Origin of the sequence: Clavibacter zhangzhiyongii (genome assembly GCF_014775655.1) — a bacterium.
Taxonomy (GTDB): Bacteria; Actinomycetota; Actinomycetes; order Actinomycetales; family Microbacteriaceae; genus Clavibacter; species Clavibacter zhangzhiyongii.
In genome coordinates this window covers 940843-966703 of the sequence record NZ_CP061274.1, presented here as the reverse complement: position 1 = coordinate 966703, position 25861 = coordinate 940843, and the positions used below count along the sequence as shown (strand labels likewise).

The window sequence follows — 25861 nt, the reverse complement described above, 5'->3', positions numbered from 1 at the left end:
CACGCACCCCGAAGGGCACCACCGACGTGTCGAGCATGACGAGTTCCCAGTCCCGGGAGTTCTCGAGGCCCGGCACGGGCGCGGGGCTCCTGGACGTCTACCGCCGCCGCTACCTCCTCTCCCTGCTCGTGCGCAAGGAGGTGCAGGTGCGCTACCGGGGATCGGTGCTCGGCTGGCTCTGGTCGTACGTGAAGCCGGCCGCGCAGTTCGCGGTCTTCTTCGTCGCGATGGGGATCTTCCTGCAGCTCAACCGCAACCAGGTCAACTACCCCGTCTACCTGTTCTCGGGCATCATCCTCATCAACTTCTACACGGAGGCGTTCTCCAACTCCACGAAGTCGCTGGTGGACAACGGGGCGCTGATCAAGAAGATCTACCTGCCGCGCGAGCTCTTCCCGGTGTCGAGCACGTTCGTGGCGCTGGTGAACTTCCTGCCGCAGCTCGTGATCCTCCTCATCGTGTGCCTCTTCGTCGGCTGGGCGCCGACGCCCGTGCAGGTGCTCGGGATCCTGCTGGGCATCGCCATCATCGGCACGCTCGCCATCGGACTCGGCATGCTGTTCGGCGCCGCCAACGTGTCGTTCCGCGACTCGCAGAACTTCGTCGAGCTCATCGTCATGGTGGTCGTGTGGGCCTCGCCCGTGCTCTACCCCTACGGCCAGGTCGCGAAGGTCCTGCCCGACTGGATGCTCGTGATCTACCAGCTCAACCCGGTGACCGCCGCGGTCGAGCTCTTCCACGCCGCGTTCTGGTACCCCACCACGGGCGGCACCGGCGAGCTGCCCCCGAACCTCTGGATGTACGGGTTCATCGCCCTCGGCGTCTCGCTCCTGAGCCTCCTGCTCGGGCAGCTCGTCTTCAAGAAGCTGGAGGGGCGCTTTGCCCAGGACCTCTGAGTCGGAAGCGCTCCCGCGCATCATCGTGGAGAACGTGCGCAAGTCGTTCCTGCTCCGCCACACGCACTCCATCAAGGAGACGGTCATCGCGGCCGTCCGCCGCAAGCCCCTCGCCAGCACGTTCGACGCGCTGGAGGACGTGAGCTTCTCCGTCCGCCCCGGTGAGTCGGTGGCGCTCCTCGGCTTCAACGGATCCGGCAAGTCGACGCTGCTGAAGCTCATCTCCGGCGTCTACCAGCCCGACAGCGGCGAGGTGCTCGCACGCGGCCGCATCGCCGGCCTCATCGAGGTGGGCGCGGGCTTCCACCCCGACCTCTCGGGTCGCGAGAACATCTACCTCAACGCCGCCATCCTCGGCATGGAGCAGCACGAGATCGACGCGCGCTTCGACCAGATCGTGGCGTTCAGCGAGATCGAGAAGTTCATCGACACCGAGGTCAAGCACTACTCCTCGGGCATGTTCCTGCGGCTCGCGTTCTCGGTCGCCATCCACACCGAGGTCGACATCCTGCTGGTCGACGAGATCCTCTCCGTCGGCGACGAGCCGTTCCAGCGGAAGTGCCTCGCGAAGATCCGCGAGCTGCACGATGCGGGCAAGACCCTCGTCGTCGTGAGCCACGACCTCGACATGGTGTCCGACCTCTGCGAGCGCGGGATCCTCATCCAGTCCGGCAAGGTCGCGTTCGACGGCCCGTCCAAGGACGCGGTCGAGCGGATGCGCCGGAGCTAGCCGCTCCGCGCCGCGCTCCTCCCGCGTCCCCGGGAGGAGCGCCGGTACGATGGTCCTCCCGCGGGCCGACCCGACACCCGCGCGATGGAGGACCGTGACCACCACGCTGCGCGTGATCATCGACCAGCTGACCGGGCCCACCCCCGGCGGTATCGGCCGCTACGCCGAGGACCTGACGAGCGCGATCATCGCGACCACCCCCAGCGGGTGCGAGGTCGAGGGCGTCGTCTCCGCCGTCACGCCCGAGCAGCAGGCCGACCTCGAGGCGCGCCTGCCGGGCCTCGCCCGGATCACGCGCGTGCCGCTCCCCCGCCGCGAGCTTTCACGTGCCTGGCAGCTGGGCCTGCCGACGCCCGGCACGAGCGGCATGGTCCACGCGCCCGGCCTCCTGGCGCCGCTGCGCCGCCACGACCGCGTCAACACGCACGACCAGATCGTCGCCACCATCCACGACGTCAACGCGTGGACGCACCCCGAGAGCATGACGAGCGCCTCCGTCTCCTGGACGAAGGCCATGGCGAAGCGCGCCCGCAAGCACGCCGACGCCGTGGTCGTCCCGTCGCACGCGCTCGCGGAGGAGCTGGCCCGCTACGTCGACCTCGGCGACCGCGTGCGGGTGATCGGCGGGGCCGTCAGCCCGCGCCTCGCCCTGCCCGAGGATCCCGCCGCCCGCGCCGAGGCGCTGGAGCTCCCCGCCGACTACCTGCTCACCGTGGGCAGCCTCGAGCCCCGGAAGGGCGTCCAGGCGCTCGTGCAGGCGCTCGCCCGGCCCGAGACCGGCGACCTGCCGCTCCTCATCGTCGGCCCCGCGACGTGGGGCGACGTGGAGCTCGCCCAGGTCGCGGACGAGGCGGGCGTCGACGCATCGCGCGTCCGCAGCCTCGGATCCCTCGCCGACGCCGACCTCGCCGTCGCGCTCGACCGCGCCACGGTCTTCGTGCACCCCAGCCTCTCGGAGGGCTTCGGCCTCCCGGTCGTCGAGGCGCTGTCCTTCGGGACGCCCGTCGTCCACTCGGACGCCCCCGCCCTCCTCGAGGTCGCGGCGGACGCGGGCGTCGTGGTCCCGCGCGAGGACGCCGACGGCTACCCCGAGCGCCTCGCGCACGCCATCGGCGGCCTGCTGTCCGACGCGTCGGCCCGCGAGCGCCTCGCCGTCGTCGGCCAGGACCGCGCCCGCGCCTTCAGCTGGCGCGACTCCGCCGAGAAGGTCTGGCAGCTGCACGCCGACCTGTAGCGGGCCCGTGCCGGGTCAGCCCGCGGAGCCGGCGGCGAACTGCTGCTGGATGGCCTGGCGGATCGCCGGGAAGTCGGGCTTCTGCGAGTCGAAGCGCGGCGGCACGATCTCGAGGTCGTCGATGGGCTGGTCCTTGGTCTTCAGCGCGAGCTGCGTGAAGTAGCCGAGCATCCCGCGCGGGATGTCCGTCTTGACGACCTGCTGGCCGGCCTCGGCGATCGCGTCGAACTTGGTGAGCACGTTGGCCGGGTCGAACTGCTGCACCACAGCCTGCTGCACCTCGCGCTGGCGCGCCATGCGGTCGTAGTCCGTCGTCTGGTAGCGGGAGCGCGCGTACCAGAGCGCGTGGTAGCCGTCGAGCTTCTGCTGGCCCGGCTCGATCCACTCGGGGATCGGCACCGGCCGGAACTTCTCGTCGTGCCCCGAGCCCATGCCGATGCGGCGCTTCACGTCGATGTCGATGCCGCCGAGCGCGTCGACCATGTCGGAGAACCCCTGCATGTCGATGAGCGCGTAGTACTGGACGGTGAGCCCGGTGACGCCCTCCACCGCCTCGCGCATCGCCTCGATGCCGGGCAGGCTGCCCTTCTCCTCGGCATCCGGGTAGAGGTCCTGCTTGTAGACCTCCACCTCCGTGTAGATGGAGTTGAGCATGCAGGCGTCCACGTCGCAGCGCTGGTAGCCCTTCGGGTAGCGCGCCTGGAGCGGCGAGCCGTCGGAGAACGGCACCTTCTCCATGTCACGCGGGAGGCCGACCATGGTGGCGTGCCCGGTGTCGGCGTCGATGCTCACGACGGTGATGCTGTCGGGGCGGAGGCCGGCGCGGTCGCTGCCCGCGTCGCCGCCCAGCAGCATGATGTTGTAGCGGCCGTCGACGGGGGCCTCGGTGGCGTAGTCGCCGAAGATCCCGCCGAGGGCGCCGCGGCCGACGCCGACGATGTACGCGGCGTAGCCCGCGGATCCGGCGGTGCCGACCATGAGCAGCACCGACAGCGCCGCGATCACGGCGCGGGCGCGCGGCGCGACGCGGATGATGCGCGCGAGCCGCAGCGTGTCGAGCGCGAGCACGACCCAGAGCACGGCGTAGGCCGCGAGCACCGCCTGGAGGAGCACGAGCAGCCACTCCTCCGAGACCAGCTGGATCAGCGCGCCGCGCGCGAAGAGCGCGAGGCCGCCGACCACGACGGCGAGGCCCCACACGACGAGCGTCGAGGCGAGGCCCACGCGGCCGAGGCGGCGGTTCCCCGCGAGGACCTGGGCGGATCCGGGGATGAGGACGTTGAGCACCACGAGCCACCAGGCCCGGGTGGTCATGATCCGGGGCGACCGGCTGTCCGGGTGCCGGATGGGCTGGGTGAGGCTCACGCGCCCGACGAGACCTTCTGCTGCAGGGCGGCGTTCTTCCGCTCCACCAGCTCGGCCAGCTCGGCGCGATGGCGCGCCAGCGCGTCCGCGATGCGCGCGTCGGAGGTCGAGAGGATCCGCGCGGCGAGGAGCCCGGCGTTCTCGGCCCCGCCGATGGAGACGGTGGCGACGGGCACGCCCGCGGGCATCTGCACGATGGACAGCAGGGAGTCCATGCCGTCGAGGGTCGCCAGCGGCACGGGCACGCCGATGACGGGGAGGGTCGTGACCGACGCGAGCATGCCCGGCAGGTGCGCGGCGCCGCCGGCGCCGGCGACGATGACGCGGATCCCGCGCTCGCGCGCGGACTGGCCGTACGCGATCATCCGCTCGGGCGTCCGATGCGCGGAGAGCACCTCGACCTCGTGGGCGATGCCGAGGGCGTCGAGCGCGAGGGACGCCTTCTCCATCACGTTCCAGTCGGAGTCGGAGCCCATGACCAGGCCGACGAGTGCAGGGGTGTCGGGATTCACGGGCTCCATGCTAGGCGGCGGATCCCGCGCGCCCGGCCCCGCCACGCAGCCCGCGCCCGACCCGCGCACGACGGACGGGCGCGCCCCCGCGGATCAGCCCCGGAAGAACGCGGCGGCGGCGCGCGCCCGGTACGCGGTCTCGTCGAGGTCGTCGCCCACCACGGTGACGTGCCCGACCTTGCGGCCCGGCCGCGGGTCCTTGCCGTAGAGGTGGAAGCGCGCCTCGGGCTGGTCGGCGAGCGCCTTCGGGTAGCGGTCGGCGAGCGTGCCGGCCTCGGGCCCGCCGAGGACGTTGATCATGACCGACCAGGGCGCGAGCGGCCGCGTGGATCCGAGCGGCAGGTCGAGCACGGCCCGCAGGTGCTGCTCGAACTGGCCGGTGACCGCGCCGTCCATCGACCAGTGGCCGGTGTTGTGCGGGCGCATGGCCAGCTCGTTGACGAGCAGGCGGCCGTCGACGGTCTCGAACAGCTCGACCGCGAGCACGCCCGTGACCCCGAGCCCCTCGGCGATCCCGCGCGCCATCTCCTCCGCCGCCTCCCGGAGCCGGGGGCTGGCGCCGTGCGCGGGGGCGATGACCTCGGCGCACACGCCGTCGCGCTGGATGGACTCGACGACCGGCCACGCCGCGATCTCCCCCGAGGGGCGCCGCGCGACGGACTGCGCCAGCTCGCGTGCGTAGTCGACGAGCTCCTCGGCGAGGAGCGCGTCGCCCGGGCCGAGCGCGGCGAACCAGTCGTCGGCCTCCTCCGCGGAGCGCACGACGCGGACGCCCTTGCCGTCGTAGCCGCCGCGCGGGGTCTTGACGACGCCGACCCCGCCGTTGTCGGCGAGGAACGCGGCGAGCGCCTCCCGGTCGGCGACGCGCGCCCACACGGGCACCGGCACGCCGAGCTGCTCGAGGCGCTCGCGCATGAGCAGCTTGTCCTGCGCGACGAGCAGGGCGTCGGGCCCCGGGTGCACGGCGACGCCCTCGGCGACGAGCGCGCGCAGGACGTGCTGCGGCACGTGCTCGTGGTCGAAGGTGATGACGTCGACCTCGCGCGCGAAGGCGCGGACCACGTCGAGGTCGCGGTAGTCGCCGACGGCGGTGGCGGCGAGACCCGCGGACATGCCCTCCACCTCCGCGAGCACGCGGATCCCGATGCCGAGCTCCACGGCGGGCGCGATCATCATCCGGGCGAGCTGGCCGCCTCCGACGACTCCGACGATGGGCGTCATGGTGTCCTCTTCCTCCAGGTGGGTGGGCCCGCGGACGTCGGCGGGCGACGGCGGGACGGTCGGCGCTCAGGACCTGCCGGTATCATCGTCCGTCGCGCCACCCGCCATCCTCCCCCATCCCGGACGGACCCCGCCCATGTCCCCACGCCGCTCCCTCGCCTCGCTCGGCGTGCAGATCGCGCAGTTCGGGCTCGTCGGCGGCCTCGGCTTCCTGGTGGACCTCGCCGTCTTCAACCTGCTGCGCGCCACGGTCCTCCACCCCGACGCCCTCGAGGCCGGTCCGCTGCTCGCGAAGGTCGCGTCGACCGTCGTGGCCATCGCCGTCAACTGGGTGGGCAACCGCTACTGGACCTTCGGCGACCAGCGCACGACGCGCCGCGGCCGCGAGGCGCTCGAGTTCCTCGCCGTCAGCCTCCTCGGCATGGTCATCGGCCTCGGCTGCCTGTACGTCTCGCACTACGTGCTGGGGATGACCTCGCCGCTCGCGGACAACGTGTCGGCCAACGTGATCGGCCTGGGCCTCGGATCCGCCGTGCGCTTCGTGCTCTACCGCCAGTGGGTCTACTCCCCCGCGCGTCGCCACGCGGCGCCGCCTGCTGCGGGCGCGCGCACCGCCGCCCCCGACGAGCGCGTCACGGTCCCCTAGCGCCCGGCGGCCGCCGACGCCGAGGGCTCCCGTCTCACGCGAGCGGTCAACGGCGCTGCCACGGCTGCGTGTCGTCCGGCCACGGCGAGCGCTCCGGCTCGCCCTGCCGCCACATCGGATCCCCCGGGCGCCCGCGCCGGGACTCCTCCTGGCGCCGCCGCTCGGCGACCATGTTGGCGTTCTCCTCCATGAGGTCCTGCAGGGCCTGGACCACGAGCGCCGCGGACGGCACGTCGCGGAGCACGACGGGCGACTCCAGACCGGCGTTGATGGTCACGTGCCCGCTGCGGTGCAGGTGCTGCAGGGGTCCGCGCCGCAGGGTGACGTCGTAGCCGCGCGAGTGCAGCAGCTCCTGGCGGGTGCGCACGAAGAACCCGTGCGAGACGATGAGCCGCCGGGTCGTCACCGTGTAGCGCCGGTTGAGCCAGACGAGCACCGGGAGCAGCGTGACGAACGCCGCGACGCCCGCGAGCGACACGAGCAGCAGCATGTTCTCCCACGGCTCGGGGAACCAGCCGCCGAAGTAGCCGGCGGTGAGGCAGATGGCGATGAGCAGCAGCACGGGCAGCGTGAGCGCGCGGCCGTGCGGTCGGAGGCGGACGAGCACGCGCTCCGGATCCGCGGCGACCACCTGCTGCGGCGGCGCGGCGGGCGGGGCGACGGGGCGGCCGAGGCGCGGATCCACGTCGTGCGACGACGTCAGGCGCCCGGCCTCGTCCTCCGCGAGGCGACGGCGCTCCTCCTTCTCGGCCTTGCGCCGGGCCCGGCGACCGCCGCGGACGGGGAGGGCCCGTCCTCCCTCGCCGGGTGCGTACCGCTGCGTGTCACCCGTGTGCGCCATGCCTCATTGATACCGCAGATGCGTCACGTCCCCTGCGGCGACAGACGTCACGGCGCGATCCGCACCGGACTCCACGGTGAGCCGGCCGTCGTCGTCCACTGCCGTCGCGCGTCCGCGGAGCTCGCCGCCGCCCGGCAGCTCGACGCGCACGTCGCGGCCGACGGTGGCGCAGGTGCGCGCGATCTCGTCCGCGAGCCCGGCGGCGCGCGCGTCGCCCGCGGCGTCCACCCAGGCGCGGTACCGCGTGCGGAACGCGACGAGGTAGGCCGCGAGGATCGCGTCGACGTCGGGGTCGTGGACGCCCGCGAGCCGCAGGGACGTGGACGTCGCCGTCGGCAGCTCCTCCTCCGCCAGCGTCAGGTTGAGGCCCGTGCCGACGAGGAGGCGGCCGGGCGCGACGAGCTCGCCGAGGATCCCCGAGACCTTCCGCCCGTCGACGTGCACGTCGTTCGGCCACTTGAGCGTGACCTCCGCGGGCGCGGGCACGACGTCGCGCAGCGTCCCGACGAGCGCGAGCCCCGCGATGAGCGGCAGCCACCCGGGGTCGAGGTCGGTGCGGCCGGGCGCGCACAGCACGCTCACCGCGAGGGTCCGCCCGGGCGGCGCGACCCAGACGCGGCCCCGGCGTCCGCGGCCCGCGGTCTGGTCGAGCGTCAGGAGGACGGAGCCGTCCGGCCAGGCGGCGGGATCCGCGGACGCCCGCCGCGCCAGCTCGTCGTTGGTCGAGCCGGCCGTGTCGAGGGCGACCAGGCGCGGGGCGGCCAGGCGACTGAGGGGGAGGTCCATGCGGAGACCGTACCGGCCCGAGCAGGAGGTCATCGCACCCCGGAGGTGCCGCCTTCTGTGGGCGGTCCACAACGGCGGCGCCCATGCCCGCCGGTACAGTGAGGCGGGTGACTGCACACGAGCCAGACGAGGACGCCGGGGCCCCGGACATGTACACGACCGCCGGCAAGCTCGCCGACCTGAAGAAGCGGTACCACGAGGCCGTCACCGCGAGCGGCGAGGCCGCCATCGAGAAGCAGCACGCGCGCGGCAAGATGACCGCCCGCGAGCGCATCGACCAGCTGCTCGACCACGGGTCCTTCGTGGAGCTCGACGAGTTCGTCCGCCACCGCACGCACGCGTTCGGCATGGACGCGAAGCGGCCCTACGGCGACTCCGTCGTCACCGGCACGGGCACCGTCAACGGCCGCCAGGTGGCGGTGTACTCGCAGGACTTCACGATCTTCGGCGGCTCGCTCGGCGAGGTCGCCGGCGAGAAGATCATCAAGGTCATGGAGCTCGCCATCAAGACGGGCGTGCCCATCATCGGCATCCTCGACTCGGGCGGCGCCCGGATCCAGGAGGGCGTGGTCGCGCTCGGCAAGTACGGCGAGATCTTCCGCCTCAACACGCGCGCGTCGGGCGTCATCCCGCAGATCTCGCTCATCATGGGCCCGGCTGCCGGCGGCGCCGTGTACTCCCCCGCGCTCACCGACTTCGTGATCATGGTCGACAAGACCAGCCACATGTTCGTCACCGGCCCCGACGTCATCAAGACCGTCACGGGCGAGGAGGTCGGCTTCGAGGAGCTCGGCGGCGCGCTCACGCACAACCGCGTCTCGGGCGTCTCGCACTACCTCGCGAGCGACGAGGACGACGCGCTCGACTACGCGCGCACGCTCCTCGGCTTCCTGCCGGACAACAACCTCGCCGAGCTGCCGGAGTTCCCCCGCACGGCCGACCTCGAGACCACCGCGCAGGACCTCAAGCTCGACACGATCATCCCGGACAGCCCGAACCAGCCGTACGACATGCGGACGATCATCGAGCTCATCGTCGACGACGGCGAGTTCCTCGAGACGCAGCCGCTGTTCGCGCCGAACATCATCGTGGGCTTCGCCCGCGTCGAGGGCCGCTCGGTCGGCATCGTCGCGAACCAGCCGAACGCGATGGCCGGCACGCTCAACATCGAGGCGGGCGAGAAGGCCAGCCGTTTCGTGCGCTTCTGCGACGCGTTCTCCATCCCGATCCTCACGCTCGTCGACGTACCCGGCTACCTGCCCGGCACCGACCAGGAGTGGACGGGCGTCATCCGGCGCGGCGCGAAGCTGCTGTACGCGTACGCCGAGGCGACCGTGCCGCTCGTCACGGTCATCACGCGCAAGGCCTACGGCGGCGCGTACATCGTCATGGGCTCCAAGCAGCTGGGCGCCGACATCAACCTCGCGTGGCCGACGGCCGAGATCGCGGTGATGGGCGGCCAGGGCGCCGTCAACATCCTGTACCGCGGCGAGATCAAGCGCGCCGAGGCCGCGGGCGAGGACGTCGCGGCCGTGCGCACGCGGCTCGCGAACGAGTACACGTACAACGTGGCGAGCCCGTTCCTCGCGGCGGAGCGCGGCGAGCTCGACAACGTGATCCAGCCGGCCGCCACGCGCGCGTCGGTCGTCAAGGCGCTGCGGGCGCTGCGCACGAAGCGCGCCAGCCTGCCGCCGAAGAAGCACGGGAACATCCCGCTGTGAGCGACGCGCGCGACGCGGCGGGCACGACCGGCGGATCCCCGGCCCCGCTGGGTGGGCTCCGCGTCCTCGGCGGTGCTCCCACGGAGGAGGAGATCGCCGCGGTGACCGCCGTCCTCGCGGCCCTCGCCACCCAGCCGGTCGTGGAGCAGCCGGCGCGCCCGGCCCCCGACGCCTGGCAGCGCTCGCAGCGGGCCGTCCGCGGTACGCTCGTCCCCGGCCCGGGGCGCTGGCGGGGCTTCGCGGGCTGAGCCGCCCGGGCCCGCGAACGCAACACCCTGTGTCCCCGCAAATGACGACTTGGCCCCGCCTTCCCGCTCCGTGAGACTCGTCGTGCTGGGGGACCCGCATCGCGGGTCGCACAACACGACGTCGTCCAACTGTGGTGAGCGGACGACGTCAGGGGGCGGATCATCCTGATGCTCGGGTCGTCGGGATGACCGGAGGGGCGCGGAGGCGGACGGTGCAGGCACCGGCCCCCGCGCCCCTCAGCACCATCGCCGACCGCCGCATGCGCCGCGGGGCTCCGCGCACGTGCGCTACCGGCGTCAGGACGGCGGGCGCGGGATCTCCAGCCACAGGTCGACCTCGTCGTCCAGGTCGTCGCTCCCCAGGAGGCTCGCGCTGCCGTCGCCGGCGACGCTCAGGCCGACGACCGTGATGGCCGTGTCGGACCCCTCGGGCACCGTGCGCGCGATGATCTTGTCGGCCCGGGTGTCGCGCACGGCCTCCGCGAGGCGGTCCAGCACGACGTCGCGCGTCGCGTCGTCGAGGTCGTCGATGCCGCCCTCGTCGAGGAGCGTCACGACCGTCCCGCGCCGGCGGGCCAGCATCACCTGCTCCCGCACGGCGTCGTTGAGGAGCGTGCGGCCGCGGATCTCGTCCCGGATGGCGCCCTCGAGGTAGAGGCACTCCTGCCGCTCCTCCGGCGACAGGTCGCCGCCCGTCTCCACGATGCGGCGGAGCATGGGGACGGCCATGCGGCTCGTCTGGCGGAGCCGGAACTGGCGCTCGTAGAGGTGCGCCTCCTGCGCCGCCTGCCAGTCGGCCGCCTCGCGCTCGGCGCGGTGGAACTGCCGCGCGTCGCGGGCGGCCTTCGACAGCGCGTGCGCGAGCACGTGCGACACCGCGACCCATAGCGCGCTGCCGGTGACCCCGTAGGCGACGAGGCCGCCGGGGCCAGCCCAGAGCACGGTCTGCGCCGCGAGGATCACGATGCCCGCCCAGGCGAAGCCCTGGCGGCGGCGGGCCGAGGTGATGGTCATGAGCGTGCCCACGGCCGCGATGTGCCAGGTCGCGAAGGGCGGGGTCTGCCCGGCCGTGAGCTGGCTGGTGACCAGCACGGGCGCGACCGTCGCGACGGCTGTGTTGAACGCGGCGAGCCACACCGGCATGACCGTGGGGCTCGTCGGCCACAGGCTCATGGTGGTGGCCACCAGGTAGAGCGCGACCGCGACGAGCATCACGGCAGGATCCGCCGGGGCCGCGACGGCGACGAGCGCCAGCACCACGTGGTACGCCGAGAACAGGGCGGCGAGGCCCAGGATGATCGAGCGCGGGACGACGATCACCGGCCGGCCTCCGAGGGGTCGGGGCGGGGCGGCGTCGCCCGGTCGTCGCGCGCCCTCGGCCGCGGCACGGCGTCGGCGGCGTCGGCGTCGGGCTCCACGGGGGCGGGCCAGCGGATCCGCACGGCCGTGCCCTCGCCCGGCGCCGACTCGATCGTCACGAGCCCGCCGGCCTGCGCCACGCGCTCCTTGATGGAGACGCGGAGGCCCAGCCGCTCCGTGGGGATCCGGCGCTGGTCGAAGCCCGCCCCGTCGTCGACGACGTCGATGGCGACGCCCTCGTCGCCGTGGCCGGAGATGACGAGCCGTCGCGTGATCGTCTCGGCCGAGGTGCCGGCGTGCTGGAGGCTGTTCATCATCGCCTGGACCGCCGCGGAGTAGATGGCCTCCGCGGTCGCGACGGGCACGGTGCGCGTGCCGAGGTCGCGCGTCTCGAGCACGAAGGGCGCCGAGAGGGCGGAGGCGGCGTCGACGATCCGCTTCGCGACCGCGCGCAGCGGCACCGAGGCGTCGTCGTCCGTGCCCTGCTCCGCGGCGGCCAGGTGACCCATCGCGTTGGCCGCCATGGTGGCGGAGAGCGCGCGGGAGGCCGGATCCGCGGTGCGCGCCGCGGAGAGCAGGGTGGTGAGGACGCTGTCGTGCACGATCGCGTCGACCTGCACGCGCTCCACCTCCGTCGCGTGCTGCCGCACCGCATGCGAGTAGCGGGTGAGCGCCGTGCCCTGCGCCCAGTCGACGCCGAGCGCCGCCTGCCGGAGGACCGTGACGAGCATCAGCACCGAGCCGCCGAGGATGATCGCGTAGAGCGCCTGCAGGAACGAGTCGCCCGGGGTGACCACGCCCTGGCGCATCACGACCTCGAGGAAGCCGAGCAGCAGCGGCACCGCGACCGTGTAGATCACCGCGATCCAGAGCCGGAAGGCCATTGCCGCGCACGTCGTGGCGACGGTGAGCTCCTGGTAGAGGAACGGCTGCGGCGTGTCCGCGAGCGACGCGGGCTCGATGGCGAACGGCCAGGTCACGACGGCGAGCGCGAAGACGACGGCGACCGCGGTGTGCGCCGGCACGACGCCGCGACGGAAGATGCCGGCGACGCAGGTCCAGACGAGGCCGCCGAAGAACAGCACGAGGAACGCGACGTTCCATTCGGGGCGCATGACCCCGAGCTGTCCGCTGATGACCTGCACCGACTGCAGGGCGAAGAGGAGCCCGAACGCGCCGGCCCCGCGGCCGAGGATCGTCTCGATGCGCGCGAGACTGATGGGGTTGTCGGGCGTGCGGGGCGGTGCGCCGGCGAGGGCGCGCGTCACGGGAGCCGCGCTGGGCGGCGCGCTGGCCGGTGGCCTAGCGGGCATCGCCGCCGTCCTGGTCCAGCCCCGGGAGGATCCCGTCCTCCACGGCGCGGCGGAGGAGGTCGACCTTGGTGGGCGCGGGCCGGCCGACCTCGACGTACTTCACGCGGATCCGGTCGAGGTACTCGCGCGCGGTGCTGTTGGCGATGCCGAGCTGCTGCGCCACGAGCTTGAGGGGCAGGCCCGACGCGTACAGGTGCAGGACGTCGCGCTCGCGGCGGCCGAGCTGCGCCTTGGCGAAGTCGCGGTCGGCGTCGATCGCGGTGGCCCACTCGAGGTTGTTGAGCACGTCGCCGCGGGCGACGGTGGCCACGGCCGCCATGACGGTCTGGGTGGCCGAGGACTTCGGGATGACGCCCGCCGCACCGGCGGCGAGCGCCTCGCGGACGCTCGCGACGCGGTCCGCGATGCTGTGCACGAGCACCGCGGCGCCCGTGCCCTGCGCGGCCTTCACGTTGTCGGTGACGGACGAGCCGTCGCCCAGCGACAGGTCGAGCACGACCACGTCGCACTCGCGGCCGACCAGGCCCTCGACGAGCTCGCGGGCGTCGGCCGCCGCGAGGATGAACTCGTACCCGGCGTCGAGGCACGCGGCCTTGAGGCCGAGGCGCACCGACTCGTGGTCGTCGACCACCGCGACGCGGACGCGCGGGCGGGCCTCGTCCGCCGGTTCGGATCCCTGCGTCGTCTCGGTCATCCGGATCCCCCTCGTCGCGTGCCGCCGTCGTCGTCCGACGGTCCCCTCGCCCACTGTAACGCGCGCCCGAGCGGCCCCCGCGGCCGGGGGCGCCCCTCCTCCGGGGCACGTGCCCCGGCGGATCGCCCGGTCAGGAGGCGGCGGGCACCAGCACCGCCACGCTCTCGACGTGGTGGGTGTGCGGGAAGAGGTCGAAGGAGCGCACCGAGCGGAGCTCGTAGCCGCGCTCCGCGAACAGCGCGACGTCGCGGGCGAGCGCCACCGGGTCGCAGGCGACGTAGACGACCTGCGCCGGGTGCAGCTCGGCGAGCGCGTCGACAACGGGCTTCTTGGCGCCCGCGCGCGGCGGGTCGAGCACGACGGTGGCGCCCTGGAGGCGGCGGCGCTCGGCCGGGCTCGCCTCGCGGGCGAGCTGCTGGAGGTAGCGGTCGACGCGCGCGGTGAGCGACGCGGCGCCCACCCACTCGGCGAGGTTGTCGCCCGCGAACTCGGTGGCGACCTCGTCGCTCTCCACGCTCGTGATCCGCACGGTGTCGCCGAAGCGGTCGCCCACGGCGGCGGCCAGGAGGCCCACCCCGCCGTAGAGGTCGAGGTTCGCGGCGCGGGGGTCGAACAGCGCCTCGTCGATGGAGGACTGCACGGCGTCGTAGAGGGTCTCGGCCGCGCGGCGGTGCACCTGCCAGAAGCCGCCCGCCTCGAGCCGGAACTCGCGGTCGCGCACGCGCTCGGTGATGGTGTCGCGGCGCTGCGGCTTGCCGTCGATGAGGAGCATGCGCACGTGGCCGTCGGCGGGGGCGACGAGGTCGATCCCCTCGACGCCGGGGAAGCGCTGGCCGAAGGGCGCGGCGCCGTTGACGCCCGCCGTCGCGAGCGGGAGCGACTCCACGGGGATCACCCGGTGGGAGCGCGAGGAGTAGGGGCCGACCAGGCCGTCGTCGCCGACGTGCAGGCTGACGCGCGTGCGCCAGCCGAGGCCGTCCGCCTCGTCGTCGCCGGGGAGGGCCTGGACCTCGACGTCGCGGTCGACGCGCGCCATGCGGGACAGGGAGTCGACGACGACCTGCCGCTTGAGCTCGCGCTGGTGGGCGAGGGCGATGTGGCCGAGCTCGGCGCCGCCGACCCGGTCCTCGGGCGCGCGGTCGACGGAGGCCTCGGCCCAGACGTGCGGGCGGCGGTGCGGGGACGCGTCGAGCACCTCGACCGTGTCGGCGCGCCAGAAGGACTTCTTCGAGTCCTCCGTGATGCGGGCGCGCACCCGCTCGCCGGGGATCGCGTCCGAGACGAAGATCACCCGGCCGTCGTGCCGCGCCACGGAGACTCCCCCGTGCGCGATGTTGGTCACGTCCACCTCGACCTCGCGGCCCACCTGCTCACCCATCCCGCAACCCTGACACACGCGGGGGCGGCCGGGGGACGCGGGGATCCGCGGACACGCGTGCCACCATGGCCGCGTGACCACGCGCCTGCACCTCGCCTCCACGTCCCCCGCCCGCCTGGCCCTCCTGCGATCCGCGGGCATCGAGCCCGTCGTGCTCCCGTCCGCCGTCGACGAGCCCGCCGCGGTCGCCGCCGCGGAGGCGCGCCAGGGGCCGCTGGCACCCGCGGACATGGTGCAGCTGCTCGCGCGCGCCAAGGCCGAGGCGGTCGTGGGGCAGCTCGTCGCCGGCGCGCCGATCACGGGCCTCGTGCTCGGTGGCGACTCGGCCTTCGAGATCGACGGCGTGGTGCACGGCAAGCCGCACACGGTCGCGCGGGCGACCGAGCGCTGGCGCGCGCAGCGGGGCCGCGAGGGCCGCCTGCACTCCGGCCACTGGCTGATCGAGGTGGCCGACGGCCGCATCGTGCGCGGCATCGGCCGTGCCGCGGTCGCCGACGTGCGCTTCCGCGCCGACATCACCGACGCCGAGATCGACGCCTACGTCGCCACGGGCGAGCCGCTCCTCGTCGCCGGGTCCTTCACCATCGACAGCCTCGGGGCGGCCTTCATCGAGCGGATCCAGGGCGACCCGAGCACGGTCGTCGGCTTGTCGCTCCCCACCCTCCGCGGGCTCGTGCGCGAGCTGGACACGGAGTGGACCGACCTGTGGAACCGGCAGGGCGCGGTCGAGGCGCGCCTGGTCTGAGCGGAGATCGGGACGGGCGGGCCTCAGCCCATCCCGAGGACCTCGATGCGGTCGGCGAGGTACGCCGCGAGCGCCCGCGTCTCGTGCGCGGCGGGCCCCCACTGCACGCGCAGCTCGCGGCCGCGGAGCGACAGCGGCCCGGAGCCGCGGCCGAGCGACTCGGCGTCCAGCGCGATCGGCTCCCAGTCGTAGTCGACGGCGTCGCCCTCCGCGAACGCCCGCACGGCCTGGCGCCTGGCCTCCTTGCGCGCCTCGACGCCCGAGTCGAGGCCCTGCGAGCGCGTGGGCTCGACCGCCCGCGTGATGCTGCCGGTGCGGCGGAGGGATCCGTCGGCGGAGAGGAGCAGCACGCCGAGCCGCCAGGCCCGGCCGACCGGCACCATCGCGGGCTGCCGCTTGATGGGCCCGAACGAGCGCTTCGCGCGCACCTCGGCGAGCGCCTCGTCCGGCGCGCGGCGGGCCTGCAGCTCCGCGACCGTGGCCCGGAGGAGCTCGGCGAGGTCGTCCGCGGCGGCCCGCGCGTCGTCGTCGGCGGTGCCGGATGCGCTCATGGGTCGATCATGCCAGGGGCGCCGACGGGCGGTCCGGTTGTGGGCGCGCCTACCCCGCGGCTCCGCATGTTTGTGCCGACCCTCCGAAGCCGCGCGCATCCCAGACCCTAGGCTGGGGTCCCATGACGCGTGTGAACAAGGTCCTCATCGCCAACCGGGGCGAGATCGCCGTCCGCATCATCCGGGCGGCGAGGGATGCGGGGATCGGCTCGGTCGCGGTCTACGCCGACCAGGACCGCGACGCGCTGCACGTCACGCTCGCCGACGAGGCCTACGCCCTCGACGGGCAGACCAGCGCGGACACGTACCTCGTCATCGCGAAGATCCTCTCGATCGCCCGCCGCTCCGGCGCGGACGCGGTGCACCCGGGCTACGGCTTCCTCGCCGAGAACGCGGACTTCGCCCAGCAGGTCATCGACGCCGGCCTCATCTGGATCGGCCCCTCGCCGAGCGCCATCGAGCAGCTCGGCGACAAGGTCACCGCACGGCACGTGGCCGAGCGCGTGGGCGCGCCGCTCGCACCGGGCACGCTCAACCCCGTCTCGGGTGCCGCCGAGGTCCTCGACTTCGTGGACGTGCACGGGCTCCCCGTCGCGATCAAGGCGGCGTTCGGCGGCGGCGGCCGCGGCCTCAAGGTCGCCCGCACCCGCGAGGAGGTGCCGGAGCTGTTCGAGTCCGCCACCCGCGAGGCCGTCGCGGCGTTCGGCCGCGGCGAGTGCTTCGTCGAGAAGTACCTCGACCGCCCGCGCCACGTCGAGACCCAGTGCCTCGCGGACTCCGCCGGCAACGTCGTCGTGATCTCCACCCGCGACTGCTCGCTCCAGCGCCGCCACCAGAAGCTCGTCGAGGAGGCGCCCGCGCCGTTCCTCACCGACGAGCAGAACGCGCAGCTCTACGCGGCGTCCAAGGCGATCCTCCGCGAGGTCGGCTACGTCGGCGCCGGCACGTGCGAGTTCCTCGTCGCGCAGGACGGCACCATCTCCTTCCTCGAGGTGAACACCCGCCTCCAGGTCGAGCACCCCGTCTCCGAGGAGGTCACGGGCATCGACCTCGTGCGCGAGCAGTTCCGCATCGCCGCGGGCGGCCTCATCGACTACGACGACCCGGCGCCGCGCGGCCACTCGTTCGAGTTCCGCATCAACGGCGAGGACCCGGGCCGCGGCTTCTTCCCCGCCCCCGGTCCCGTCCACGTGTTCCAGGCGCCCGGCGGCCCCGGCGTGCGCGTCGACTCCGGCGTCCGCGCGGGCGACGAGGTCTCGGGCGCGTTCGACTCGCTGCTCGCGAAGCTCATCGTCACGGGATCCAGCCGCGAGGACGCCCTCGAGCGCTCGCGTCGGGCGCTCGACGAGTTCGAGGTGCAGGGCCTGCCGACCGTGCTGCCCTTCCACCGCGCGATCGTGCGCGACCCCGCCTTCGCGCCCGCCGACGGCGCGCCCTTCTCCGTCTACACGCGCTGGATCGAGACCGAGTTCGACAACACCATCGAGCCCTGGTCGGGTGCGCTGGACGCCGCAGCGGAGGCGCCCGCGCGGCACACCGTCGTGGTCGAGGTCGGCGGCAAGCGCATCGAGGTGAGCCTCCCCGAGGACCTCGCCCCCGCGGGCGGCGGATCGTCGACCCGCCGCGGCGCAGCCGCTCCCGCGCGGCGCAAGCAGGCGGGCGCGGTCGACACCTCCGGCGGCGGATCCGTCACCTCCCCCATGCAGGCCACCGTCGTGAAGCTCGCCGTCGAGGAGGGCCAGCAGGTCGTCAAGGGCGACCTCCTCGTGGTCCTCGAGGCGATGAAGATGGAGCAGCCCCTCACGGCCCACCGCGACGGCGCCGTCACCGGGCTCGCGGCCGAGGTCGGCCAGACCGTCCCGTCGGGGCACCGCCTGCTCGACATCGTCTAGATCCCGCCCCGCACGCGACGACGGCCGGTCCCCTCGGGGGCCGGCCGTCTTCGCGTGGGGCGGGCCGCCGGTCAGAGCACGATGTGCATCGCGCGCGCCGCGTCGGAGATGCTCCCCGACAGCGACGGGTAGACCGTGAACGCGCGCGCGACGTCGTCGACCGTGAGCCGGTGCTCCACCGCGAGCGCGAGCGGGAAGATCAGCTCGCTCGCCTTGGGCGCCACGATGACGCCGCCGATGACGGTGCCGGAGCCGGTGCGCGCGAACAGCTTCACGAAGCCGTCCTTCACGTTCTGCATCTTGGCGCGGGGGTTCGAGGCGAGCGGCAGCTTGTAGATGTCGCCCTGCGCGAGGCCCTCCTCGATCTGCTTCTGCGACCAGCCGACCGTGGCGATCTCCGGCTGGGTGAAGATGTTCGAGGTCACGTTGCGGAGCTCGGTGGGGTTCACCGCGTCGCCCATCGCGTGGTAGACGGCCGTGCGGCCCTGCATCGACGCGACCGACGCGAGCGGCAGGAACGTGGTGCAGTCGCCGGCCGCGTAGACGCTCGGCACGGAGGTGCGCGCGACGCGGTTGACGCGGATGTGGCCGGAGTCGCTGAGCTGGACGCCCGCCTCCTCCAGGCCGATCCCCGCGGTGTTCGGCACGGATCCGACCGCCATGAGGCAGTGGCTGCCCTCGACGACGCGGCCGTCGCTGAGGGTCGCGACCACGCCGTCGCCCTGGCGGACGACCGACTCGGCGCGCGACTTCGACAGCACGGTCATGCCGTTGCGCGTGAAGACGTCCTCGATGACGCGGGCGGCGTCGGCGTCCTCGCCGGGCAGCACCTGGTCGCGGGAGGAGATGAGCGTGACCTTCGCGCCGAGCGCCGTGTAGGCCGACGCGAACTCGGCGCCCGTGACGCCGGATCCGACGACGATGAGGTGCTCGGGCACGGAGTCCATCGTGTAGAGCTGCGTCCAGGTGAGGATCCGCTCGCCGTCGGGCTTCGCGGTCTCGAGGATGCGGGGGCTCGCGCCCGTGGAGATGACCGTGGTGTCGGCGTCGATCTCGTCGAAGTCGGTGCCGCCGCCCCCGCGGCCCGTGGAGACGATGATGCGGTTCGGCCCGTCCAGCCGGCCCTCGCCCTGCACGATGCGGACGCCCGCGCGGATGAGGCTCGACTTCATGTCCTCGGACTGCTGGCGCGCGAGGCGCAGCAGCCGGTCGTTGACGGCCTGCAGGTTGACGGCGACCTCGGGACGCACCGGCCGGCGGCTCTGCTCGCCGCGGGAGAAGAACTGGACGCCGAGGTCGGCCGCCTCGCCGAGCGCGTTGGTGGCCTCCGCGGTGGCGATGAGGGTCTTCGAGGGGACCACGTCGGTCATCACCGCGGAGCCGCCCACGCCCACGCGCTCGACGAGCGTGACCTCGGCGCCGAGCTGCGCTCCGGCGATGGCGGCCTCGTACCCGCCCGGGCCCCCTCCGAGGACGGCGATGCGCTGCGTGGCCTCGAACTCGTATCCCATGCGGACATCATCCCGCAGGCCCGGGCCCTCGCGCGAACCCGGCCGCCGTGGGCGCCCGGGCCCCGGCCGTGCGCGCATTTAGGATCGGGGCATGACCTACAGCAACCCCCTCGAGTCGCCCGACGCGGACCCCCAGGAGATCGCGCGGCAGGCGGCCCGGCAGATCGCCGAGCTCACGGGCGTCGAGCGCCACGACGTCGCCCTCACCCTCGGCAGCGGATGGGGCCGCGCGGCGGACCTCATCGGCGAGACCACCGCGACCATCCCGGCCACCGAGGTCGTCGGCTTCTCGAAGCCCGCGCTGGAGGGCCACGTCGGCTCGCTGCGCAGCGTGCTGCTGCCGTCCGGCCGCCGCGCCCTCGTCATCGGCGCGCGCACCCACTACTACGAGGGCCACGGGGTCCGCCGCGTCGTGCACAGCGTGCGCACCGCGGCCGCGACCGGCGCCACCACGATGATCCTCACCAACGGCGCGGGCGGCATCAAGCGCCACTGGACGCCCGGCACGCCCGTGCTCATCAGCGACCACATCAACCTCACCGCCGACTCGCCGCTGGAGGGCGCGACGTTCGTCGACCTCACCGACCTGTACTCCGCGCGCCTCCGCGCGATCGCGCACGAGGTCGAGCCCGACCTCGACGAGGGCGTCTACTGCCAGTTCCGCGGGCCGCACTACGAGACGCCGGCCGAGGTGCGCATGGCGGAGGCCATCGGCGGCCACATCGTCGGCATGTCCACCGCGCTCGAGGCCATCGCGGCGCGCGAGGCGGGCATGGAGGTGCTCGGCATGTCGCTCATCACGAACCTCGCCGCGGGGATCCAGGAGACGCCGCTCAGCCACGAGGAGGTCATCGAGGCCGGCCGCGCCGCCGAGGGCCGCATCGGCGGGATGCTCGCGCGCATCGTGGGCGCCCTGTGAGCCGCGAGGAGACCGCGGCCCTCGTCGCCGCCGCGCGCGCCTGGCAGGCCCAGGACCCGGATCCCGTCACGCGCGCCGAGGTGGACGCGCTGCTCGCGCGCGTCGACGGATCCGCGCCCGACGCCTCCGCGGCCGAGCGCGAGCAGGCGTCCGCCGACCTCCGCGACCGGTTCCAGACCCGCCTCCAGTTCGGCACGGCCGGGCTCCGCGGCGAGCTGGGCGCGGGACCCAACCGCATGAACCGCGTGCTCGTCGCGCAGGCCGCCGCCGGGTTCGCCGACTACCTGCGCAGCCGCAGCCCGCGGCCGAGCATCGTCATCGGCTACGACGGGCGGCACAACTCGCGCGTCTTCGCGGAGGACACCGCGCGGATCATGGCGGGCGCCGGCGTCCGCACCGTGCTCCTCCCCCGCGCGCTGCCCACGCCCGTGCTCGCGTACGCCGTGAAGCACCTCTCCGTGAGCGCCGGCGTCATGGTCACGGCCTCGCACAACCCCGCCCGCGACAACGGCTACAAGGTCTACCTCGGCGACGAGGACCACGGGTCGCAGATCGTCAGCCCCGCCGACCGCGACATCGCCGCCTTCATCCACAAGGCGGCGGGCGAGCGGACGGTGCAGCAGCTGCCCGTCGCCGACGACTACGAGACCGCGCCCGAGTCCGTCATCGACTCCTACGTGCGGGAGACCGCGGACCTCTTCGCGGCCCCGCTCGCGCCGCTCACCTGGGTGTACACGCCGCTGCACGGCGTCGGGTGGGAGACCGCGGCGCGTGTCTTCGCGGCCGTCGGCGTGGACGCGCCGGTGCTCGTGGAGGCGCAGGCGCATCCCGACCCCGACTTCCCGACGGTGGCGTTCCCCAACCCGGAGGAGCCCGGCGCCCTCGACCTCGCGTTCCAGGCGGCCGTGCGGGCCGACGCGGAGCTGATCATCGCCAACGACCCCGACGCCGACCGCCTCGCGGTCGCCATCGCCGACGAGCACGGCGCCTGGCGCCGCCTGTCGGGCAACGAGGTCGGCATGCTCCTCGGGCTCGGCATCGCCGAGCGCTACGCGGCGGACGGCAACACGGGCACCTTCGCGTCGAGCCTGGTCTCCTCGCCCGCGCTCGAGGTCGTCGCGCGCGAGCTCGGCTTCGGCTACCGCGAGACGCTCACGGGCTTCAAGTGGATCTCGCGGGCGCCCGACCTCATCTACGGCTACGAGGAGGCGCTCGGCTACCTCGTGGCGCCGTGGATCACGAGCGACAAGGACGGCATCTCGGCCGCCGTCGCGGTGCTGCACGGCGTGATGCTGCTGAAGTCGCGCGGTCAGACCATCGACGACTACGACCGCGAGTTCGCCGAGCGGTTCGGCTCCTTCGCGAGCGACCAGATCTCGGTGCGCGTCACCGACCTCGCCGTCATCCCGCGCATCATGGCGAAGCTCCGCCAGTCGCCGCCCGCGACGATCGGCTCGCGCCGGGTCGAGCGGATGGACGACCTCGCCGACGGCTTCGGCGACCTGCCGCCGAGCGACGTGCTCCGCTTCCACCTGGGCGACGGCGCGCGGCTCATCGTGCGACCGAGCGGCACCGAGCCGAAGGTCAAGGTCTACCTCGACGCGCAGAGCACCGAGGGGACCGTCGCCGAGCGGCGGGAGGCGGCGCGGGCGATCATCGCCGACCTCGCGCAGGCCGTCCCGCAGCTGCTCGAGGTCTGACCGGCCGGATCCGCGGGGCGCCGCCCCGCGGATCCGCCGCTCCCCTACTGGTAGTGACGCTATCAGTGCGCTAGCCTCGCGGCATGCGCATCACCGAGCTCGCCGACGCCACCGGCGTCGCACCCGCCACCGTCAAGTACTACGTGCGCGAGGGCCTCGTCCCCGCCGGCGCGCGCGTGAGCGACAACCGCACCGAGTACGACGACGAGCACGTGCGCCGGGTCCGCCTGGTCCGCGCGCTCATCGACGTCGGGCGGCTGCCGGTCGCCCGGGCGCGCGAGGTGCTGGGCGTGCTCGACGACGACGAGCGGCAGGTGCAGGACGTGTTCGCGGTGGCGCAGGACGCGCTCACGCCGGGGCCGCCGCCGACGGATCCGCCGCCCGCCGACGCGCTCGCCCGCGTCGACGCCGTCACCCGGGACGCCGGCTGGTGCGTCCTCGAGGGCCACGCGGGACGCGCCCAGGCCGCGCGGGCCGTGGACGCGTTCGAGCGGTCCGGCCACCGCATGGAGGACGCCTACCTCGCGCGCTACGCGGAGGCGGCGGGGATCCAGGCGGACGCCGACCTCGGGGCGGTGCGCGGCCGGCACGACCGCACCGCGATGGCCGAGCTGATGGTCGTGGGCACGGTGCTCGGCGACCACCTGGCCGCGGGGTTCCGGCGCATCGCGCAGGCGACCGTCTCGATGCCGGTCGCCGGCCCGACGGGCGGCGCGTCGTGATCCGCCGCGCGTTCGCCTGGCACCGGCCGCTCATGACCGTGGCCGCGCTCATGGTCGTCGTGGCGGCGGTCTGCCTCGTCGGCCGCCTCGTCGACGACCGCATCGTGACGGGCGCGCCCGTGTGGGACAAGCCCGCCAAGTTCTCCGTGTCGATCCTCGTCTACGCCGTCTCCTGGGCCTGGCTCATCGCGCGCCTCCCCCGCTTCCGGCGCACCGCGCACCGGCTCGGGACGGTCGTGGCCGTCGCGCTCCTCGTCGAGCAGGGCGTGATCGTCGGCGCCGCGGCCGCCGGCACCGCGAGCCACTTCCAGGTCGCGACGCCGCTCGCCACGGCGCTCTGGGGCGTGATGGCCGTCTCCATCACCGTGCTGTACGTCTGCGCCTTCGTCACGAGCCTCGCGGTGCTCCGGCTGCGGCTGCCCGATCCGGCGCTGACCCTCGGGATCCGCGCGGGCGCCGTCATCGCCCTCGTCGGCATGGGCCTCGCGTACCTCATGACCTCGCCGACCGCCGCCCAGCTCGCGGACTTCCACGGCGTCGCGGGTGCGCACGCCGTGGGCGCGGCCGACGGCGGGCCCGGGCTGCCGGTGCTCGGCTGGAGCACGACGGCGGGCGACCTGCGGATCCCGCACTTCGTCGGCATGCACGCGCTGCAGCTGCTGCCGGTCGCGGCGCTCCTCATCGCGTGGGCCGGGCGGCGGGTCCCCGCGTTCGCGCCCGACCGGGTGCGCGTGCGGCTCACGGCGGTCGCCGCGGTCGGATACGCCGGCGTCGTCGCGCTCGTGACCGCGCAGGCGCTCCGCGGCGAGCCGGTGACGGCGCCGTCCTCGACGATCGCGACGGCGGGCGCGCTGCTCGCCGCGGCCGTCGTCGTCGCGGCGGCGGCGATCGTGCTGCGCGGCGGCGCCCGGGCGGATCTGCGTGCGCGGCCTGAGGATCCGCCGACTCAGCCCAGCGCGGCGTCGAGCTTGGCCGAGATCTCCTCGAGGTCGAAGTAGTTCTCGATCACGACGACGTCGGCGTAGGTCGCGCCGATGCGGTCGACCAGCTCGGGCGACGTGAGGATGACCTGCGCGTCCTCGCCGAGCGACGCGACGCTCGCGAGGTCGGCCGCCGTGACGTCCGCGTCGATGCCGAGGCGCGCGAGCGCCCGCTCGGCGTTGACCTTCAGGATGCCGGACGTGCCGATGCCGACACCGCAGATCGCGACGACCTTCATGCGCTCTCCTCGCCGGCCATGATGCGCCGGACCTCGTCGACGGTGGTGGCGGCGCGCAGCCGCGGGATGGCGGTGGCGTCGTTGAAGGCGTTCGCCAGGTCGGCGACCGACGAGACGTGCCGGTCGACCGTGGTGACCGCGAGGCCGACGATGACGTCGACCGGGTCGTTGTGGGCGTGCCCGAAGGCGACGGGCTCCCGCAGCGTGACGACAGCGAGACCGTCCGCGAGCGTCTCGGGCCCCGGCCGCGCGTGCGCGAGCGCGAGGCCCGGCGCGATGACGACGTAGGCGCCGAACTCCTCGACCACCCGGATCATCGCCTCCGCGTAGTCGGCCGTGGCCGCTCCCGTGCGGACCAGGGCGTCGCCCGCGAGGCGCACCGCCGCGCGCCAGTCGGCGGCCTCGGCGCCGAGCGTGACGGCGTCGTCCGGGAGCGGTGGGAGCACGGGGCGCGACCTCTCAGTCGATGCGGGCGGACGGACGGACGGGGGCGGATCCCGCTAGAGGCGGGCGAACCCGTCGGAGATGATGTCGGCGAGCGCCTCGCGCTCCTCCAACGGGAGGAAGGCCGCCGCGGCCGCGTTGAGCTGGAAGGCCTCGTGGTCGTCGAGGTCGTAGGCGAACGCGTCCGTGAGGAGCGCGAGCTCCCGGCTGATGCTGGTGCCGCTCATGAGGCGGTTGTCGGTGTTCACCGTCACGGTGAAGCCGAGCTGGTAGAGCAGGTCGAAGGGGTGGTCGCGCAGGGTGTCGCCCCATGCCTCGATGGCGCCGGTCTGCAGGTTCGACGAGGGGCTGAGCTCCAGCGGCACGCCGCGGTCCTTGATCCACTGGGCGAGCGTGCCGAGCGTGACGAAGACGTCCTCGCCCTCCTCGCTGTCGATCTCGATGTCCTCGGCGATGCGGACGCCGTGGCCGAGGCGGAGCGCCCGGCCGTCGAGCAGCGCGCCGCGGATGGACTCGAGGCCGTCGGCCTCGCCCGCGTGCACGGTGCGCGGCATCCACTCGCGCGCGAGCAGGTCGAACGCGCCCTGCATGCGGGAGGGCGGGAAGCCGGCCTCGGGGCCGGCGATGTCGAAGCCGACGACGCCGCGGTCGCGGTGGCGGACAGCGAGCTCGGCGATCTCCGTGCCGCGGTCGAGGTGGCGCATGGCGCTGACGAGCTGGCCGACGCGGATGGATCCGCCCGCCTCCTCGACGCCGCGCACGCCCTCCTCGACGCCGGCCTGCACGGCCTCGACGACCTGGTCGAGCGACAGGCCCGTCGTGAGGTGCTGCTCGGGCGCCCAGCGGATCTCGCCGTAGACGACGCCGTCCTCCGCGAGGTCCTCGACGAACTCCCGGGCGACGCGCGCGAGGTGCTCCTCGGTCTGCATGACGGCGATGGTGACGTCGAAGGTCTTGAGGTAGTCGACGAGCGAGCCGGAGTCGGCGCTGTCGCGGAACCAGGCGCCGAGGGCGTCGGCGTCCCGCGCGGGCAGGTCGAGGCCGATCTCGTCGGCGATCTCGACGATGGTCGAGGGGCGGAGGCCGCCGTCGAGGTGGTCGTGGAGGGAGACCTTGGGCAGGTCGCGGAACGACCCCCCGCCGGGCAGCGTGGAGTCCTCGGGAGCGAGTGTCATGGGACGAATCTACTAGCCTCGACGAGGCCCGCGACGAGG

25 protein-coding genes and 1 pseudogene are annotated in these 25861 nt (G+C 73.9%); 12 read left to right on the top strand and 14 right to left on the bottom strand.

Features of this window, described 5'->3' with window-relative positions; all coding sequences use genetic code 11:
• Positions 1–26: 26 nt before the first annotated feature.
• The 3 genes from H9X71_RS04665 to H9X71_RS04655 all read left to right on the top strand — a co-directional run bounded on the left by H9X71_RS04665 (position 27) and on the right by H9X71_RS04655 (position 2860).
• The gene (locus tag H9X71_RS04665; RefSeq protein WP_191149083.1) at positions 27–896 is read left to right on the top strand and encodes an ABC transporter permease; all 870 of its coding nucleotides are present in this window, start codon (positions 27–29) and stop codon (positions 894–896) included.
• Positions 880–1626: an ABC transporter ATP-binding protein gene (locus H9X71_RS04660; RefSeq protein WP_191148546.1), complete on the top strand. Its 747-nt coding sequence runs from the start codon at positions 880–882 to the stop codon at positions 1624–1626. The genes H9X71_RS04665 and H9X71_RS04660 overlap by 17 nt, the downstream gene beginning before the upstream one ends.
• Positions 1627–1720: 94 nt before the next feature.
• Positions 1721–2860, top strand: coding sequence for a glycosyltransferase family 4 protein (locus H9X71_RS04655; RefSeq protein ID WP_191148545.1), 1140 nt, complete (start codon positions 1721–1723; stop codon positions 2858–2860).
• Between the two features lie 15 nt (positions 2861–2875).
• Here H9X71_RS04655 and H9X71_RS04650 read toward each other — a convergent pair whose 3' ends face one another.
• The 3 genes and pseudogenes from H9X71_RS04650 to H9X71_RS04640 form a co-directional block, all read right to left on the bottom strand.
• A complete protein-coding gene (locus tag H9X71_RS04650; RefSeq protein ID WP_191148544.1) occupies positions 2876–4225 on the bottom strand; it encodes an LCP family protein in 1350 nt (449 codons plus the stop codon).
• Positions 4222–4746 (bottom strand): 5-(carboxyamino)imidazole ribonucleotide mutase, encoded by a 525-nt coding sequence (gene purE / locus H9X71_RS04645; RefSeq protein ID WP_191148543.1) that lies wholly within the window; start codon positions 4744–4746, stop codon positions 4222–4224. The genes H9X71_RS04650 and purE overlap by 4 nt, the downstream gene beginning before the upstream one ends.
• 84 nt (positions 4747–4830) lie before the next feature.
• A pseudogene (locus H9X71_RS04640) lies at positions 4831–6003 on the bottom strand (5-(carboxyamino)imidazole ribonucleotide synthase); the annotation flags it as partial.
• A 91-nt stretch (positions 6004–6094) separates the two neighbouring features.
• Between H9X71_RS04640 and H9X71_RS04635 the strand changes: the two are divergent.
• Positions 6095–6604 (top strand): GtrA family protein, encoded by a 510-nt coding sequence (locus H9X71_RS04635; RefSeq protein ID WP_191148541.1) that lies wholly within the window; start codon positions 6095–6097, stop codon positions 6602–6604.
• A gap of 46 nt (positions 6605–6650) precedes the next feature.
• Here H9X71_RS04635 and H9X71_RS04630 read toward each other — a convergent pair whose 3' ends face one another.
• Together H9X71_RS04630 and H9X71_RS04625 are read right to left on the bottom strand one after the other, a co-directional pair.
• Positions 6651–7445 (bottom strand): PH domain-containing protein, encoded by a 795-nt coding sequence (locus tag H9X71_RS04630; protein WP_191148540.1) that lies wholly within the window; start codon positions 7443–7445, stop codon positions 6651–6653.
• A gap of 3 nt (positions 7446–7448) precedes the next feature.
• Positions 7449–8231, bottom strand: coding sequence for a biotin--[acetyl-CoA-carboxylase] ligase (locus H9X71_RS04625; RefSeq protein WP_191148539.1), 783 nt, complete (start codon positions 8229–8231; stop codon positions 7449–7451).
• 149 nt (positions 8232–8380) lie between these two features.
• On the opposite strand from H9X71_RS04625, the gene H9X71_RS04620 reads away from it, so the two are divergent.
• Together H9X71_RS04620 and H9X71_RS04615 are read left to right on the top strand one after the other, a co-directional pair.
• Complete coding sequence (locus tag H9X71_RS04620) at positions 8381–9952, top strand: acyl-CoA carboxylase subunit beta (protein WP_244961885.1); 1572 nt, start codon at positions 8381–8383, stop codon at positions 9950–9952.
• Complete coding sequence (locus H9X71_RS04615) at positions 9949–10200, top strand: acyl-CoA carboxylase subunit epsilon (protein ID WP_191148537.1); 252 nt, start codon at positions 9949–9951, stop codon at positions 10198–10200. Before H9X71_RS04620 ends, H9X71_RS04615 begins: the two co-directional genes overlap by 4 nt.
• A 297-nt stretch (positions 10201–10497) precedes the next feature.
• Here H9X71_RS04615 and H9X71_RS04610 read toward each other — a convergent pair whose 3' ends face one another.
• The 4 genes from H9X71_RS04610 to H9X71_RS04595 all read right to left on the bottom strand — a co-directional run bounded on the left by H9X71_RS04610 (position 10498) and on the right by H9X71_RS04595 (position 14944).
• Positions 10498–11520 carry a hypothetical protein gene (locus tag H9X71_RS04610; protein ID WP_191148536.1) on the bottom strand — a complete coding sequence of 341 codons (1023 nt, stop codon included), beginning with the start codon at positions 11518–11520 and terminating at the stop codon, positions 10498–10500.
• Positions 11517–12827: a sensor histidine kinase gene (locus tag H9X71_RS04605; RefSeq protein WP_244961797.1), complete on the bottom strand. Its 1311-nt coding sequence runs from the start codon at positions 12825–12827 to the stop codon at positions 11517–11519. Before H9X71_RS04605 ends, H9X71_RS04610 begins: the two co-directional genes overlap by 4 nt.
• A gap of 34 nt (positions 12828–12861) precedes the next feature.
• Positions 12862–13566 (bottom strand): response regulator transcription factor, encoded by a 705-nt coding sequence (locus H9X71_RS04600; RefSeq protein ID WP_191148535.1) that lies wholly within the window; start codon positions 13564–13566, stop codon positions 12862–12864.
• A gap of 130 nt (positions 13567–13696) precedes the next feature.
• Positions 13697–14944: a class I SAM-dependent RNA methyltransferase gene (locus H9X71_RS04595; RefSeq protein WP_191148534.1), complete on the bottom strand. Its 1248-nt coding sequence runs from the start codon at positions 14942–14944 to the stop codon at positions 13697–13699.
• A gap of 73 nt (positions 14945–15017) precedes the next feature.
• On the opposite strand from H9X71_RS04595, the gene H9X71_RS04590 reads away from it, so the two are divergent.
• Complete coding sequence (locus tag H9X71_RS04590) at positions 15018–15689, top strand: Maf family protein (protein ID WP_191148533.1); 672 nt, start codon at positions 15018–15020, stop codon at positions 15687–15689.
• Between the two features lie 23 nt (positions 15690–15712).
• Here H9X71_RS04590 and H9X71_RS04585 read toward each other — a convergent pair whose 3' ends face one another.
• Positions 15713–16240 carry a hypothetical protein gene (locus tag H9X71_RS04585; protein WP_191148532.1) on the bottom strand — a complete coding sequence of 176 codons (528 nt, stop codon included), beginning with the start codon at positions 16238–16240 and terminating at the stop codon, positions 15713–15715.
• A gap of 122 nt (positions 16241–16362) precedes the next feature.
• On the opposite strand from H9X71_RS04585, the gene H9X71_RS04580 reads away from it, so the two are divergent.
• Positions 16363–18132, top strand: a complete 1770-nt coding sequence (locus tag H9X71_RS04580; protein WP_191148531.1) for an acetyl/propionyl/methylcrotonyl-CoA carboxylase subunit alpha — start codon at positions 16363–16365, stop codon at positions 18130–18132.
• Positions 18133–18203: 71 nt separating this feature from the next.
• On the opposite strand, the gene H9X71_RS04575 is transcribed toward H9X71_RS04580, so the two are convergent.
• A complete protein-coding gene (locus tag H9X71_RS04575) occupies positions 18204–19643 on the bottom strand; it encodes an NAD(P)H-quinone dehydrogenase (protein ID WP_191148530.1) in 1440 nt (479 codons plus the stop codon).
• 91 nt (positions 19644–19734) lie between these two features.
• Here H9X71_RS04575 and H9X71_RS04570 point away from each other — a divergent pair, with 91 nt between their 5' ends.
• The 4 genes from H9X71_RS04570 to H9X71_RS04555 all read left to right on the top strand — a co-directional run bounded on the left by H9X71_RS04570 (position 19735) and on the right by H9X71_RS04555 (position 23982).
• Positions 19735–20562 (top strand): purine-nucleoside phosphorylase, encoded by an 828-nt coding sequence (locus H9X71_RS04570; RefSeq protein ID WP_191148529.1) that lies wholly within the window; start codon positions 19735–19737, stop codon positions 20560–20562.
• Entirely contained in the window at positions 20559–22262 is a 1704-nt protein-coding gene (locus H9X71_RS04565) for a phospho-sugar mutase (RefSeq protein ID WP_191148528.1), read from the top strand. The genes H9X71_RS04570 and H9X71_RS04565 overlap by 4 nt, the downstream gene beginning before the upstream one ends.
• 83 nt (positions 22263–22345) lie before the next feature.
• Positions 22346–22984: a MerR family transcriptional regulator gene (locus tag H9X71_RS04560; RefSeq protein ID WP_191148527.1), complete on the top strand. Its 639-nt coding sequence runs from the start codon at positions 22346–22348 to the stop codon at positions 22982–22984.
• Positions 22981–23982, top strand: a complete 1002-nt coding sequence (locus tag H9X71_RS04555) for a hypothetical protein (RefSeq protein WP_191148526.1) — start codon at positions 22981–22983, stop codon at positions 23980–23982. Before H9X71_RS04560 ends, H9X71_RS04555 begins: the two co-directional genes overlap by 4 nt.
• Here H9X71_RS04555 and H9X71_RS04550 read toward each other — a convergent pair.
• The 3 genes from H9X71_RS04550 to H9X71_RS04540 are packed head-to-tail and all read right to left on the bottom strand — an operon-like array spanning position 23931 to position 25822.
• Positions 23931–24203, bottom strand: coding sequence for a PTS sugar transporter subunit IIB (locus H9X71_RS04550; RefSeq protein ID WP_191148525.1), 273 nt, complete (start codon positions 24201–24203; stop codon positions 23931–23933). The two genes, H9X71_RS04555 and H9X71_RS04550, sit on opposite strands and share 52 nt — an antisense overlap.
• On the bottom strand, positions 24200–24649 hold the full coding sequence (locus H9X71_RS04545; RefSeq protein WP_191148524.1) for a PTS sugar transporter subunit IIA: 450 nt from the start codon (positions 24647–24649) through the stop codon (positions 24200–24202). Before H9X71_RS04545 ends, H9X71_RS04550 begins: the two co-directional genes overlap by 4 nt.
• A 54-nt stretch (positions 24650–24703) precedes the next feature.
• The gene (locus tag H9X71_RS04540; protein ID WP_191148523.1) at positions 24704–25822 is read right to left on the bottom strand and encodes an adenosine deaminase; all 1119 of its coding nucleotides are present in this window, start codon (positions 25820–25822) and stop codon (positions 24704–24706) included.
• Positions 25823–25861 lie beyond the last annotated feature (39 nt).